Here is a 12,805-nt window from a genome sequence, read left to right as displayed (position 1 = left end):
CGTTTGTGAACACTGTTGCACGTTCGTCGTTGTAGGACGTTTCCTAATCCTGCCTCTGGCATGGATCAATGTTTTCCCTCGTTGTTTGCCCTAACGTCGCCCGACCCACCAGTCATCAAGGACGACAGGAAATGCAGACGCTGCAACGAAAGCACGATATCCAGCCATTGGAAGGCGCTGAAATGACCCTGCTGGTCAATGGCCTGCCTGCGGTCGCCAGTGCCGGCGAAACCGTACTCAGTGTGCTCAACGCCGTTGGCCTGCGCCAGCTGGCCCGCAACGATCATGGTCAGCTCAGCGGTGCCTTCTGCGGCATGGGCGTCTGCCATTGCTGCCTGGTGCAGATCGATGGTCGTCCCAAGCGTCGCGCCTGCCAGACCATCGTCAAGCCGGGCATGAGCATCGAGACCGAGGTCAATCGCGTGCAAGAGGAGGCCCACCCATGAGCCTTCGTCCCGTGATCGTCGGTGGCGGTTCGGCCGGCATGGGCGCCGCCATCGAGCTGGCCGAACATGGCGTGGACTGCCTGCTGTTCGACGAGGCGTCGCGCCCCGGTGGCGTGGTCTATCGGGGCCCGCTGCGCGCGGGTGTCGACCTGGGCTACCTGGGGCCGCGCTACACCAAGGCCCTGACCAAGCTGCATGAAGATTTCGCCGCCTGCGCCGAGCGCATCGACCTGCGCCTGAACCATCGCGTGGTGGGTGGGGACGATCAACGGCTGATGGTCCTCGACGCTGATGAACAGCTGCACGAGATCGACTACTCGCACCTGCTGTTGGCCGCCGGATGCCACGAGCGCAACGTGCCGTTCCCTGGCTGGACCTTGCCCGGTGTGATCCTGCTCGGCGGCTTGCAGCTGCAGATCAAGAGTGGCGTGGTCAAGCCACTGGGCAGCACGCTGATTGCCGGTACCGGGCCGTTGCTGCCACTGGTCGCCTGCCAGCTGCACGCCGCCGGCGCCAAGGTGGCCGGCGTGTACGAGGCCTGCTCGTTCAACCGTATCGCCAAGGAAAGCCTGGCGTTGATGAACAAGCCGCAGCTGTTCCTCGACGGCCTGAGCATGCTGGCCTACATGAAGCTCAACGGCATCCCCATGCATTACGGCTGGGGCGTGGTGGGCGCCACGGGTGACGGCGAATTGCAGGAGGTCCAGGTCGCCCCCTACACCCAGGATTGGCAGCCGGACATGACCCGCATCCAGCGCGAGCAGGTGCGCACCCTGGCGGTGGGCTACGGCTTCATTCCGCGGACCCAGCTCAGCCAGCAACTGGGCCTGGCCCATGGTTTCAGCGAGGACGGCTACCTGCGCGCCGAGTGCAACGTGTGGCAGCAGAGCAGCCAGCCGAACATTCACCTGGCCGGCGACATGGCCGGTATTCGCGGTGGCGAGGCAGCGATGCTCACCGGGCGTATCGCCGCGGTGTCGATGTTGCAGCAGATGGGCAAGCTCGATGCCGAGCAGGCGATCGAGCGCCGTGAACGCTTCCTGGGCAAGCTGGCGGCGATCAAGCGCTTCCGTTCCGGGGTGGAACGCTACACCGCGCGCGGCGCGGCGCAGATCCAGCTGCCCCAGGCCGATACGGTGATCTGCCGTTGCGAAAACGTCACCCGCGATCAGATTGACCTGGCCCTGGAGCAGGGTGTGGAGGACATGGCCAGCCTGAAGATGCGTACCCGGGTAAGCATGGGCGACTGCCAGGGGCGCATGTGCGTCGGCTACTGCAGCGACCGCCTGCGCAGCGCCACCGGCCGCGCGGACGTGGGCTGGCTGCGTCCGCGCTTCCCGGTGGACCCGATCCCTTTTTCCGCATTCGAACAACTCGGCACGGAGGCCTGAACATGAACAAGCATTACGACATCATCATTGCCGGTGGCGGTGTGATCGGCGCGTCTTGTGCCTACCAGCTGTCCAAGCGGAACAACCTGAAGATCGCCCTGATCGACTGCAAGCGTCCGGGCAACGCCACCCGCGCCTCGGCCGGCGGCCTGTGGGCCATCGGTGAGTCGGTGGGGCTGGGCTGCGGGGTGATCTTCTTTCGCATGATGTCCTCGCGCAACAAGCGTGAGGCCAACGGCGCCGCGGTGGTGGTCGACTCGAGCACGCCGCATATCCTGCCGGAATGCTTCTTCGACTTCGCCCTGCAGTCCAACGCGCTTTATCCACAGCTGCACCAGGAACTGATCGAGCGCCACGGCATGGACTTCAAGTTCGAACGCACCGGGCTCAAGTACATCATCCAGGATGAAGAAGACCAGCTGTACGCCGAGCACATCGTCAAGCAGATCCCGCACCTGGCCGACCAGGTTCGCTGGCTCGACCGTGACGCGCTGCGGGCCTCGGAGCCGGCGGTGACGCTCAAGGCCAATGGCGCGCTGGAGTTTCTCTGCGACCACCAGGTCAGCCCGTTCCGCCTGGGTGATGCCTACATGGAGGCGGCGCGGCAGAACGGTGTCGACCTTTACCCGAACGTGAACATCACCGGCGTGCTGCATGAAGGCTCGCGAATCAAGGGCGTGCGCACTGCCGAGGCCGGCGAGTTCCATTGCGGCACGTTGATCAATGCTGCTGGCGCCTGGGCCGCGGAGCTGAGCGAATGGGCGACGGGGGAGAGTATTCCGGTCAAGCCGGTGAAGGGCCAGATCGTGCTGACCGAGCGTCTGCCCAAACTGCTCGATGGCTGCATCACCACCAGCGATTGCTACATGGCGCAGAAGGACAATGGCGAGATCCTGATCGGCAGCACCACCGAAGAGAAGGGCTTCGATGTCAGCAACACTTTCCCGGAAATCAGTGGCCTTGTGCAGGGCGCGATCCGTTGCGTGCCGCAGCTGGCGCAGGTGAACCTCAAGCGCACCTGGGCCGGCCTGCGCCCTGGGTCACCGGACGAACTGCCGATTCTCGGGCCTGTGGATAATGTTCAGGGCTACTTCAATGCCTGTGGGCATTTCCGTACCGGAATCCTCACGTCGGCCATTACCGGTGTGCTGTTGGACAAGGTTGTCCACAATGAGGCGTTACCGTTGGATATCACGCCATTTTTGGCGTCGCGCTTCCATGGGGGAATGGATAAACAGTTGGCGCACGGTTGATGGATGCGGGGGCCGCAAAGCGGCCCCCAGGAATCAGATCTGCATCGCTTTCCCATCCACATTCATCGCCGCCTGGCGCAGGGCCTCGGAGCGGGTCGGGTGCGGGTGGCAGGTGAGGGCGATGTCCTCGGCCGAGGCCGAGAATTCCATGGCCACGCAGAACTCGCCGATCATCTCGCTCACGCTCGGGCCCACCAGGTGCACGCCCAGGACCTCGTCGGTGACGGCGTCGGCGATGACCTTGGCGAAGCCTTCGGTCTCATGGTTGATCTTGGCCCGGCTGTTGGCGGTGAAGGGGAATTTGCCGACCTTGTAGGCACGGCCTTCGGCCTTGAGCTGCTCTTCGGTCTTGCCGACAGTGGCCAGTTCCGGGCGGGTGTAGATGACGCCTGGGATCAGGTTGTAGTTCACCTCATGCGGCTTGCCGGCGATGCGCTCGATGCACGCCACCGCTTCATCCTCGGCCTTGTGCGCCAGCATCGGGCCGGAGGTGACGTCGCCGATCACCCAGATGCCTGGGACCGCGCTGCGGTGATGGTCGTTGGCGAGCATGCCGCGCTTGTCGGTTTCCAGCCCCACGCTTTCCAGGTTCAGGCCCTTGGTATACGGACGGCGACCGATGGCCACCAGCACATAGTCGGCCTGCAGGGTTTCGGCGTTGCCACCGGCGGCGGGCTCCAGGGTCAGGCTGACGCCGTCGGCGCTGGATGTGGCCTGGGTCACCTTGCTGCCGAGCTTGAAGGTCATGCCTTGCTTGGCCAAGGCCTTCTGCAGGGTCTTGGCGGTTTCCTCATCGGTGCCCGGGCAGATGCGGTCGAGGTATTCGATCACCGTTACTTCGGCACCCAGGCGGCGCCACACCGAACCCAGCTCCAGGCCGATCACGCCGGCGCCGATCACGACCAGGTGCTTGGGCACCTGAGGCAGCGACAGGGCGCCGGTGGAATCGATGATGCGCTGATTGTCGATGGTCACACCGGGCAGTGGCGTGGGTTCGGAGCCGGTGGCGATGACGATGTCCTTGGCCTGCAGGGTGGTTTCGCTGCCGTCCTCGGCCTTGACCAGTACCTTGCCGGAGCCGTCCAGGCGGCCCCAGCCCTTGACCCAGTCGACCTTGTTCTTACGGAACAGGTACTCGATGCCCTTGGTCAGGCCGGTCACGCTTTCGTCTTTCTGCTTCATCATCTGGCCCAGGTTGAGGGTCGGTTTGACCTCGATCCCCAGATGGGCAAACTCCTCGCCGCTGGCCGCCTCGTAGAGCTCGGACGCATGCAGCAGTGCCTTGGACGGCATGCAGCCAACGTTCAGGCAGGTGCCGCCCAAGGTCGAGCGACCTTCGACACAGGCCACGCTCAGGCCCAGCTGGCCGGCACGGATCGCTGCGTTGTAGCCGCCGGGGCCGCCGCCGATGATCACCACGTCATAGGATTTCATGGGTTTCGTTACTCCGAGAGTGTGAGGAAGCGAAGAGGGGCACAAGGTTAGTCTGAGTGATGATGATTGTATACAATCTGGTGGATGACCCGGACCAGATAGTTCTAGACTATGGTCGCGATTAACGGAAACTTCGCACGAATGAACTACCCTGATCCGGTGACGTCCGACACCTTGAGGCTTGGCGTCCGTATCAATGAAAGGGAGGGTCATGAATGCTTGCGCAACTTCCACCCGCATTGCAGAGCCTGCACTTACCTTTGCGCGTCAAGCTGTGGGACGGCAACCAGTTCGACCTGGGGCCGAGCCCGCAGGTTACCATCCTGGTCAAGGAGCCCCAGCTGATCACCCAGCTCACCCATCCGAACCTGGATGAGCTTGGCTCTGCCTTCGTTGAAGGCAAGCTGGAACTGGAAGGTGATATCGGTGAAGTCATCCGGGTCTGCGACGAGCTCAGCGAAGCATTGCTCAAGGATGAAGACGAGTTTGTGCCGGAGCGCACTTCCCATGACAAGCGCACCGACGCCGAAGCCATTTCCTACCACTACGACCTGTCCAACGATTTCTACCGACTGTGGCTCGACCCGGACATGGTCTATTCCTGCGCCTACTTCAAGGAACCGGACAACACCCTGGCCCAGGCGCAGCAGGACAAGTTCGACCACCTGTGCCGCAAGCTGCGCCTGCAGGCCGGCGACTACTTGCTGGATGTCGGTTGCGGTTGGGGCGGTCTGGCACGATTCGCCGCCCGCGAGTACGGCGCCAAGGTGTTCGGCATCACCCTGAGCAAGGAGCAACTGAAGCTGGGCCGCCAGCGGGTCAAGGAGGAGGGCCTGGCCGACAAGGTCGACCTGCAGATTCTCGACTACCGTGACCTGCCGCAGGATGGCCGCTTTGACAAGGCGGTCAGCGTTGGCATGTTCGAACACGTCGGGCATGCCAACCTCGAGCTGTACTGCCAGCGGCTGTTCGGTGCGGTGCGCGAAGGTGGCCTGGTGATGAACCATGGCATTACCGCCAAGCACGTCGATGGTCGCCCAGTCGGCCGTGGCGCGGGGGACTTCATCGACCGTTATGTGTTCCCCCACGGCGAGCTGCCGCATATCTCGATGATCACGGCGCGTATCTGCGAGGCGGGCCTGGAGGTGGTCGATATCGAAAGCCTGCGCCTGCACTACGCCAAGACCCTCAACCACTGGAGTGAGAACCTGGAGAACCAGTTGCACCGCGCCGCCGCGCTGGTGCCGGAGAAGACCTTGCGTATCTGGCGCCTGTACCTGGCCGGTTGCGCCTATGCCTTCACCAAGGGCTGGATCAACCTGCACCAGATTCTCGCGGTGAAGCCCTACGCCGACGGCCACCACGACCTGCCTTGGACGCGTGAGGACCTCTATCGTTGATCGGGTAGCCCGGCGTGCCGACAAGGCTCGCCGGGTCACAGGATCGGTGAAATCAACCGCGCGATACGCATCCCCAACTGTTGCAGGCGATGGGTGTCGCGGCTGTCTTCTGCGGTGATCTCCCGGGCTTGTTCGAAGTCATTCTCCAACATCCGTTCGACTTGGTCGGCGAAAGTGCGGTCCACGGTGAGCAGGGTGATCTCGAAGTTCAGCCGGAACGAGCGGTTGTCGAGGTTGGCGCTGCCGATGGCGCTGACCTCATCGTCCACCAGCACCACCTTCTGGTGCAGGAAGCCGGGCAGGTAACGGAACATACGCACTCCGGCGCGTACCGCCTCGAAGGCGAACAGGCTGGAGGCGGCGTAGACGATGCGGTGGTCGGGGCGCGAGGGAATCAGGATACGTACGTCGACACCCCGCAGCACTGCCAGACGCAGGGCGGCGAAGATGGCTTCGTCGGGGATGAAATAGGGACTGGTGATCCATACCCGCCGGGTGGCCGAGTGAATCGCCTCGAGGAAGAACAGCGCACAGGTTTCCTGTGGATCGGCCGGGCCGCTGGCCAAGGCCTGGCACAGTACGCCGTTCTCCGGGTAGGCGTCGGGCAGGATCAGCGGCGGCAGCTGGCGCGTGGCCCAGTACCAGTCCTCGGCGAAGGATTCTTGCAGGCAGGCCAGTACCGGGCCGCCGATCTGCACATGGGTGTCGCGCCACGGTGACAGCTTGGGGTGTGCGCCGAGGTATTCGTCGCCCACGTTGTGCCCGCCGAGAAAGCCTTGCACGCCATCGACCACGACGATCTTGCGATGGTTGCGGAAGTTGACCTGGAAACGATTGAACCAGCCACGCCGGGTGGCGAACGCCTCGATCTGCACGCCGCCGTCGCGCAGCACCTGGCTGTAGCTGGCTGGCAGGGCATGACTGCCGACGCGGTCGTACAGCACGAACACCTGCACGCCTTCGGCGGCCTTGCGCAGCAGCAGTTGCTGCAACTCCCGGCCGAGGGCGTCGTCATGGATGATGAAGAACTGCACCAGCACGGTGTTCCGCGCCATGCGGATGGCTGAGAAGATCGCCTCGAAGGTGGCTGCGCCATCGATCAGCAGCTTCACCTCGTTGTTGGCCAGACACGGCATGCGCCCCAGCTTGGGCATGGCGCGCAGGGCGGCGTAGCTGTCGGACTCGCGGGCGGTCAGCGCTTCCTCCACCCAGGGCCGCCAGTTCAGGTTGGCCATGGCCACGTGCATTTCCTGGTTGGCCTGGCGTCGGGCCTGGATGTAGGCGTAGAAGGAACGGGCGCCGAACACCAGGTAGGGGATGAGGGTGAGGTAGGGGATGAACAGCAGCGACATGGCCCAGGCGATCGCACCTTGGGCGGTGCGTACGGTGAACACCGCATGCAGCGCGGCGACGAGGCCGAGCAAATGAATCAGGCCGAGCAAGTAACCGAAGAAGTAGGGGCTGTGGAAATCCATACGCATCCTGCTTGCCGAGAGCACTGCTGCCTAACAGACCACGTTCGAGGGGTGGCCTGCAACCCGCAGGCGTTTTTGACGTCTAACGGCTCAGTCCGGCAAGAGCCGGTATTTCGAGGAGCTTTCATCCATGAAGATTCGTCTGCCACTGCTCGCCCTGGTGCTGGGGCTGGGCAGCCCGCTGGTTCACGCGCAGATGTTGCAACCCGGCCTGTGGGAGCTGACCACCAGCAACATGCAGGTCGATGGCAAGCCGTTGCCGGACATGGAGTTCATGCTCGGTCAGTTGAAGAACCTGCCGCCGGAGCAACGGGCGATGATGGAAGGTGCCCTGGCCAAGCAGGGCATCACGGTGGGGGGCAAGGGGGTGCGCTCGTGCCTGACCGCGGAGCAGGTCAAGACCAATGACATTCCGCTGCAGGATCCGCAATCGGGCTGCACGCAGAAGATCACCGAGCGCAATGGCAATGTCTGGAAGTTCCAGTTCAGTTGCCCCAAGGCCCAGGGTAACGGCCAGGCCACCTTCCTCAGCGACCGGGAGTTCCTGACCAAGGTCAACGGCACCTTCAATGCCTCCGGGGTCCAGCAGCAGGGCAGCATGGATACACGGGCGGTCTGGCTTGGAAATGACTGTGGAACGGTCAAACCGCGTACCTGATCGGTCACCCGCGATAACGACTGACCGCCACCGCGTCGTGGGCATGCAGGCTCTCTGCATGTTCCACGCGCACGCTGAAGCCGCTTACGCCCGTTAGCGTTCGCAAGGCCGCATGCAAGCGGCGGGCGGCATCCTCGCAGAACATCAGGTTCTGTCCGTTGGCCAGGGCGAAGGCCTGCTCGTCGGCGCGCTTGACTGCCGTCTGTACGGCCGTGCCCAAGGCGGCCTCCGCAGTCTCGATCAACTCGGTCAGCCTGAACGCGTCGCCGTCCAGACGGACCTGCAGCTTGGCCATGCTCCTTTGGCTATGGGGTGTCGCAACGATGCCGTCACTGCTGCCGAGCCACTGGCGAACACGCTCCCACTCCAGTGACTGGCCAGCGAAGTCCCGGTCGAATTGCGCCTGGATCAGCTGTCTGGCCAGCGCCGCCGAGCATGGGCAGGTCGAGGAGTAGGGAATGTGCACCGATAGTTCCACGTGGAACATTCCATCTTTCAGCTGTGCGTCGATGCTCACTGGGTAGCGTTTCCAGCCTGCTAGCGGGCTGACCAACGCCGGGCGCTTGAGCAGGTGATCGAACGCCAGGCGCAGGTAGGCGGCGTTCGAAAGGCCCTCGTGGCTGGCGAGAAACTGCTCGAGCGTCCGGCGAATCAGGCGTGGACTCAAGGCTTGCTGTTCCAGCGCTTCCAGCGCCAGGTACAACCGTGACATGTGGATGCCCCGGGCTGAGCCGTCATCCAGGCTCACGCCGGCATCGGCGTGCGCGCCGAGACTGCGTCCGTCGACCAGCAGCGGCAGGGCGATACCGCACATGCCGACCCAGTCCAGCGGCAGTGTCTGCTGGCTGCTTTGTGTGGCGATGTCGGGAAGGGCAAGGCTAGACATGGAAGGATCCTGAAGTGATGGCAGTCAGCGGCAACCGCCGACAAGGCTGCAGTGCAGGTTGAAGCGTTGACCGCTGGAGCTGGAGACACGGTTGAGGGTGGTCCAGCCGATGCGACGGCTGTAGCCCACCCAGGCTTCACCGTCGCTGGCCAGCCCGGTGAAGAAGGTCAGCGTGCCGTAGCGGCTGTTGGTCTGAGCCCACAGGCGCTTGCCTGCTACTTCGTAGCCTCGCAGGTAAAAGGTGCTGCCTTCGGTACGCACGCTGTAGTAGTTGCCTTGGCCATCCTGGCAGGCGAGCAGGGTCGCGCTGCGGGTGCACAGGGCGAGGTCGGTGTGAGGCATGGCGAGAAGCTGCATAGGTGCTGCGAGCAGCAGCAAGGCAGCGAGGCCGGATGATTTCATGACGCTCTCCAGACAACCGTTCGGTCGACACGGCTTGGCGAAATTGTATTGTTATAATATAACATTGTGCAATGCATCGATTCGAATGCGCCTGCCCGATGAGGTTAGTCATGCCCAACCGTCTCCCTGTCACCGTGCTGTCCGGCTTCCTCGGCGCCGGCAAGAGCACGCTGCTCAACCATGTCCTGCGCAACCGCGACAACCTGCGCGTCGCCGTGATCGTCAACGACATGAGCGAAATCAACATCGATGCCAGCGAGGTCCAGCGCAACGTCAGCCTGAATCGGGCGGAAGAAAAACTGGTGGAGATGAGCAACGGCTGCATCTGTTGCACCTTGCGCGAGGACCTGCTGGAAGAGGTGGCGAGGTTGGCGAGTGAGGGCCGCTTCGATTACCTGCTGATCGAGTCGACCGGAATATCCGAGCCGCTGCCGGTCGCCGAGACCTTCACCTTTCGCGACGAGCAGGGGCGCAGCCTCTCCGACATGGCGCGCCTGGACACCATGGTCACCGTGGTCGACGGGCTGAACTTCCTGCGCGACTACCAGGCCGCCGAGAGTCTCGCCAGCCGTGGCGAGACCTTGGGTGAACAGGACGAGCGCTCGATCAGCGACCTCTTGATCGAGCAGGTCGAGTTCGCCGACGTGCTGTTGCTGAGCAAGATCGACCTGATCAGCCAGTCTGACCGCGAGGAACTGGTGGCCATCCTGCGCAGCCTCAATGCCCGGGCGCAGATCGTGCCGATGGTGATGGGCCAGGTGGCGCTGTCGCGCATCCTCGATACCGGCCTGTTCGATTTCGACCAGGCGGCCCAGGCACCGGGCTGGCTGCGCGAACTGCGTGGCGAGCATGTGCCGGAAACCGAGGAATACGGCATCGCCGCCAGCACCTGGCAGGCACGTCGGCCATTCCACCCGCAGCGCTTCTACGACTTTATCCACACACCCTGGAGCAACGGCCGGTTGCTGCGTTCCAAGGGCTTCTTCTGGCTGGCCAGCAAGTACCAGGAGGCTGGGAGCTGGTCCCAGGCCGGTGGCATGATGCGTCACGGCCTGGCGGGGCGCTGGTGGCGCTTCGTGCCACGAAAGCAATGGCCGCAGGACGAAGAGAGTACCGCGGCGATCCTCAAGCAGTGGTCGGTGGAAAGCGGCGATTGCCGCCAGGAACTGGTGTTCATCGGGCAGAACATCGACTTCGAGCGGTTATCCACAGAGCTGGAGGCCTGCCTGCTCACGGACGACGAGATGGAGTTGGGGCCGATGGCCTGGCTGCGTCTGCCCGATCCTTTCGGGGCCTGGCATGAGGACGCGGTGGCATGACTGTGGATATCCGCCAGGTGTTCGGTGAATCGCCCCAGGTGATGACCGACATCCTTCAGGATGGTGTCAACCTGGCGGTCTGGCAGCGCCGCCTGCCGGCCCAGGTGGAGGACTTCGCCAACCTGGTGCTCAGCCTTGGCCAATCCCTGGCCGATGAGCGGGTGATCGAGGTGGATGAACGCCACCCGCCAGCCTTGCCCGGTTTGCTCAGGGAGGCCGCCGATCTGCACGGCTATGACGGTTTCGTCGCGGATGTGGCTTGGCTGGTGGCTGCCTATACCTGCCTGCTGGGCGCCCGTCGTCTCGGTGTGCGCGTGCGGGTACTGGACGGGGCGATGTGCCCGCGCATGCATGTGGACCATGTGCCGGTGCGCCTGCTCAGTACCTATGCCGGCGCGGGCAGCGAATGGCTGGCGGAGGGAGCGATCGATCGCGCGCGCTTGCAGCAGTCGTTACCGGCTGTGGATAAAGTTCGGCGCCTGGCGGCGGGAGAGGTGGCCCTGCTCAAGGGCGAAAAGTGGCTGGGCAACGAGGGCGCGGGATTGGTTCACCGGTCACCGCTGACGCCTGCCGGGGAGCGCCGATTGTTGCTGAGCCTGGACTGGTTGGCATGAATCGCGGGGCCCGGCGGTATAGACTGCCATCAAGCCATCCCGATACCGAGCCATGCTGCAGAACATTCCCACCCATGTGATCGCTGGCCCCCTCGGCGCCGGCAAGACCAGCCTGATCCGCCACCTGCTGGACCAGCGTCCAGCCGGCGAGCGCTGGGCCGTGCTGGTCAACGAGTTCGGTCAGATCGGCCTCGATGCCGCCTTGCTCAGCCGCGACGAGGCGGGCATCGCCATCGGTGAAGTGGCGGGAGGCTGCCTGTGCTGCGTCAATGGCGCACCGTTCCAAGTGGGGCTTGGCCGCTTGCTGCGCAAGGCGCGCCCGGACCGCCTTTTCATCGAACCGTCCGGCCTCGGTCACCCGGTCGAGTTGCTGGAACAACTGGGACGCGCACCTTGGACTGGCGTACTGTCGGTGCAGCCAATGCTGATGGTGCTGGATGCCGCGGCCCTGTCCCGGGGTGACGTCCTGCCTGAGGCTCAGCACCAGGCACTGACGAAGGTGGGGTTGCTGGTGTTCAACAAGGCGAGCGTTGTGGATGAAGCCGCACGCTTGTTGATAACTGCATCACTACCCGCCATACCGGCGCGCTGGACGGACCACGGGACACTGCCGCTTGCTGCATTGCCTGTTTCAACCCTCGTGGCGGCAGGTACAGTCGACCATGGCCGCCTGCCTGTGGATAACGATGCAGTGCCGTTGCCCACCCTGTGGACCGATCCACGACAGCCGATCTGCCATTTTCAGCAGGGGGAGGGAGGTTGGAGCATCGGCTGGCGCTGGCATCCCGACCAATGCCTCGACGCGGCCGTGCTGCGCGGTGTTCTTGAACAATGGCCGTGGCGCCGGGCGAAGGGCGTTATCCACAGCACCGAAGGCTGGCAGTCGTTCAATGGCCTTGAAGGCGGGACGCTGGAATGGCGTTCCAGCGAATGGCGCAAGGACTCGCGCATCGAGCTGATTTTCGATCAGCCGCAGCCCTTGCAGGCCCTGCAAGCGGCCTTCGGCGGCTGCCCGCTGATCCGTTGATCAATTGCGCCAGCGGTTGTGCTCCTGGCGCCACTGCTGCATTTCGATAACGTTGTCGGTACGCGGCGGGGTCTTGATCTCGAACGGGTAGGGCGCGAGTTCGATCTGCATGGTGTGAGCGCCGAACTGGGTGACGGTCCCGGGGTGGCGTTGTTCACCGGTGACGGTGAACTCGAAGTTGTAGATGCGCGCCAGGCGCTTCCTGCCATTGGCGTCGCGCACGAAGGCGATGCGCTTTAGCGCCACGGCGTCGTCGAGCAGTTCCAGGTCGAGCTTGGCGCAATGCTGCTTGACCCGTGCCAGGGCCTTTTCGCGCAGCCCGTGGTTGTGCCACAGCCAGGCGCCTGCGGTCGCCACCAGCATCAGGACGAAGAGGTTTTCCAGGGTCAGCATTTGCGTAAGCTCCAGACAGGTCGATCCAGCTTAACTGCGTCTCTGGCCTGTCGTACAGATGGCAATCGGGTTCATACTGCGGGCCGCACACTTATTCACACAGTTTC

13 protein-coding genes are annotated in these 12,805 nt (G+C 63.7%); 8 read left to right on the top strand and 5 right to left on the bottom strand.

All coding sequences use genetic code 11. The features are described 5' to 3' along the window. Positions 1-131 precede the first annotated feature (131 nt). Genes hcnA through hcnC form a run of 3 tightly spaced genes read left to right on the top strand, consistent with a single transcriptional unit; the run spans position 132 to position 3,090 of the window. On the top strand, positions 132-446 hold the full coding sequence (gene hcnA, locus AC25MA_RS09625; protein ID WP_028690013.1) for a cyanide-forming glycine dehydrogenase subunit HcnA: 315 nt from the start codon (positions 132-134) through the stop codon (positions 444-446). After that, complete coding sequence (hcnB, locus tag AC25MA_RS09620) at positions 443-1,837, top strand: cyanide-forming glycine dehydrogenase subunit HcnB (RefSeq protein WP_028690012.1); 1,395 nt, start codon at positions 443-445, stop codon at positions 1,835-1,837. Before hcnA ends, hcnB begins: the two co-directional genes overlap by 4 nt. A gap of 2 nt (positions 1,838-1,839) precedes the next feature. After that, positions 1,840-3,090 (top strand): cyanide-forming glycine dehydrogenase subunit HcnC, encoded by a 1,251-nt coding sequence (gene hcnC / locus AC25MA_RS09615; RefSeq protein ID WP_486971982.1) that lies wholly within the window; start codon positions 1,840-1,842, stop codon positions 3,088-3,090. Positions 3,091-3,123: 33 nt separating this feature from the next. Here hcnC and lpdA read toward each other — a convergent pair whose 3' ends face one another. Beyond that, positions 3,124-4,524: a dihydrolipoyl dehydrogenase gene (gene lpdA / locus AC25MA_RS09610; RefSeq protein WP_486971981.1), complete on the bottom strand. Its 1,401-nt coding sequence runs from the start codon at positions 4,522-4,524 to the stop codon at positions 3,124-3,126. A gap of 215 nt (positions 4,525-4,739) precedes the next feature. Between lpdA and cfaB the strand changes: the two genes are divergently transcribed. Beyond that, entirely contained in the window at positions 4,740-5,924 is a 1,185-nt protein-coding gene (cfaB, locus tag AC25MA_RS09605) for a C17 cyclopropane fatty acid synthase CfaB (protein WP_028690009.1), read from the top strand. Positions 5,925-5,959: 35 nt separating this feature from the next. On the opposite strand, the gene cls is transcribed toward cfaB, so the two are convergent. Further along, positions 5,960-7,399, bottom strand: a complete 1,440-nt coding sequence (gene cls / locus AC25MA_RS09600; protein WP_486971980.1) for a cardiolipin synthase — start codon at positions 7,397-7,399, stop codon at positions 5,960-5,962. Positions 7,400-7,529: 130 nt separating this feature from the next. Here cls and AC25MA_RS09595 point away from each other — a divergent pair, with 130 nt between their 5' ends. Beyond that, the gene (locus tag AC25MA_RS09595) at positions 7,530-8,057 is read left to right on the top strand and encodes a DUF3617 domain-containing protein (protein WP_050707585.1); all 528 of its coding nucleotides are present in this window, start codon (positions 7,530-7,532) and stop codon (positions 8,055-8,057) included. Between the two features lie 4 nt (positions 8,058-8,061). On the opposite strand, the gene folE2 is transcribed toward AC25MA_RS09595, so the two are convergent. Next, positions 8,062-8,943, bottom strand: a complete 882-nt coding sequence (gene folE2 / locus AC25MA_RS09590) for a GTP cyclohydrolase FolE2 (protein WP_028690006.1) — start codon at positions 8,941-8,943, stop codon at positions 8,062-8,064. Positions 8,944-8,967: 24 nt separating this feature from the next. Further along, positions 8,968-9,345 carry a hypothetical protein gene (locus AC25MA_RS09585; protein ID WP_028690005.1) on the bottom strand — a complete coding sequence of 126 codons (378 nt, stop codon included), beginning with the start codon at positions 9,343-9,345 and terminating at the stop codon, positions 8,968-8,970. Positions 9,346-9,455: 110 nt separating this feature from the next. Between AC25MA_RS09585 and zigA the strand changes: the two genes are divergently transcribed. From zigA to AC25MA_RS09570, 3 genes are read left to right on the top strand one after another with little or no spacing between them, the layout of a single operon-like run. Further along, positions 9,456-10,664 carry a zinc metallochaperone GTPase ZigA gene (zigA, locus tag AC25MA_RS09580; RefSeq protein WP_486971979.1) on the top strand — a complete coding sequence of 403 codons (1,209 nt, stop codon included), beginning with the start codon at positions 9,456-9,458 and terminating at the stop codon, positions 10,662-10,664. Further along, positions 10,661-11,278, top strand: coding sequence for a DUF1826 domain-containing protein (locus tag AC25MA_RS09575; RefSeq protein WP_028690003.1), 618 nt, complete (start codon positions 10,661-10,663; stop codon positions 11,276-11,278). The genes zigA and AC25MA_RS09575 overlap by 4 nt, the downstream gene beginning before the upstream one ends. 52 nt (positions 11,279-11,330) lie before the next feature. Further along, positions 11,331-12,305, top strand: a complete 975-nt coding sequence (locus tag AC25MA_RS09570; RefSeq protein ID WP_062360078.1) for a CobW family GTP-binding protein — start codon at positions 11,331-11,333, stop codon at positions 12,303-12,305. On the opposite strand, the gene AC25MA_RS09565 is transcribed toward AC25MA_RS09570, so the two are convergent. Further along, positions 12,306-12,698: a DUF3301 domain-containing protein gene (locus AC25MA_RS09565; RefSeq protein WP_023629680.1), complete on the bottom strand. Its 393-nt coding sequence runs from the start codon at positions 12,696-12,698 to the stop codon at positions 12,306-12,308. Between the last annotated feature and the right edge of the window lie 107 nt (positions 12,699-12,805).

It is taken from the genome of Pseudomonas sp. P65(2024) (genome assembly GCF_057480955.1).
The sequence above is the reverse complement of the archived record's forward strand: the minus strand, read 5'-3'. Positions and strand labels throughout refer to the sequence as shown.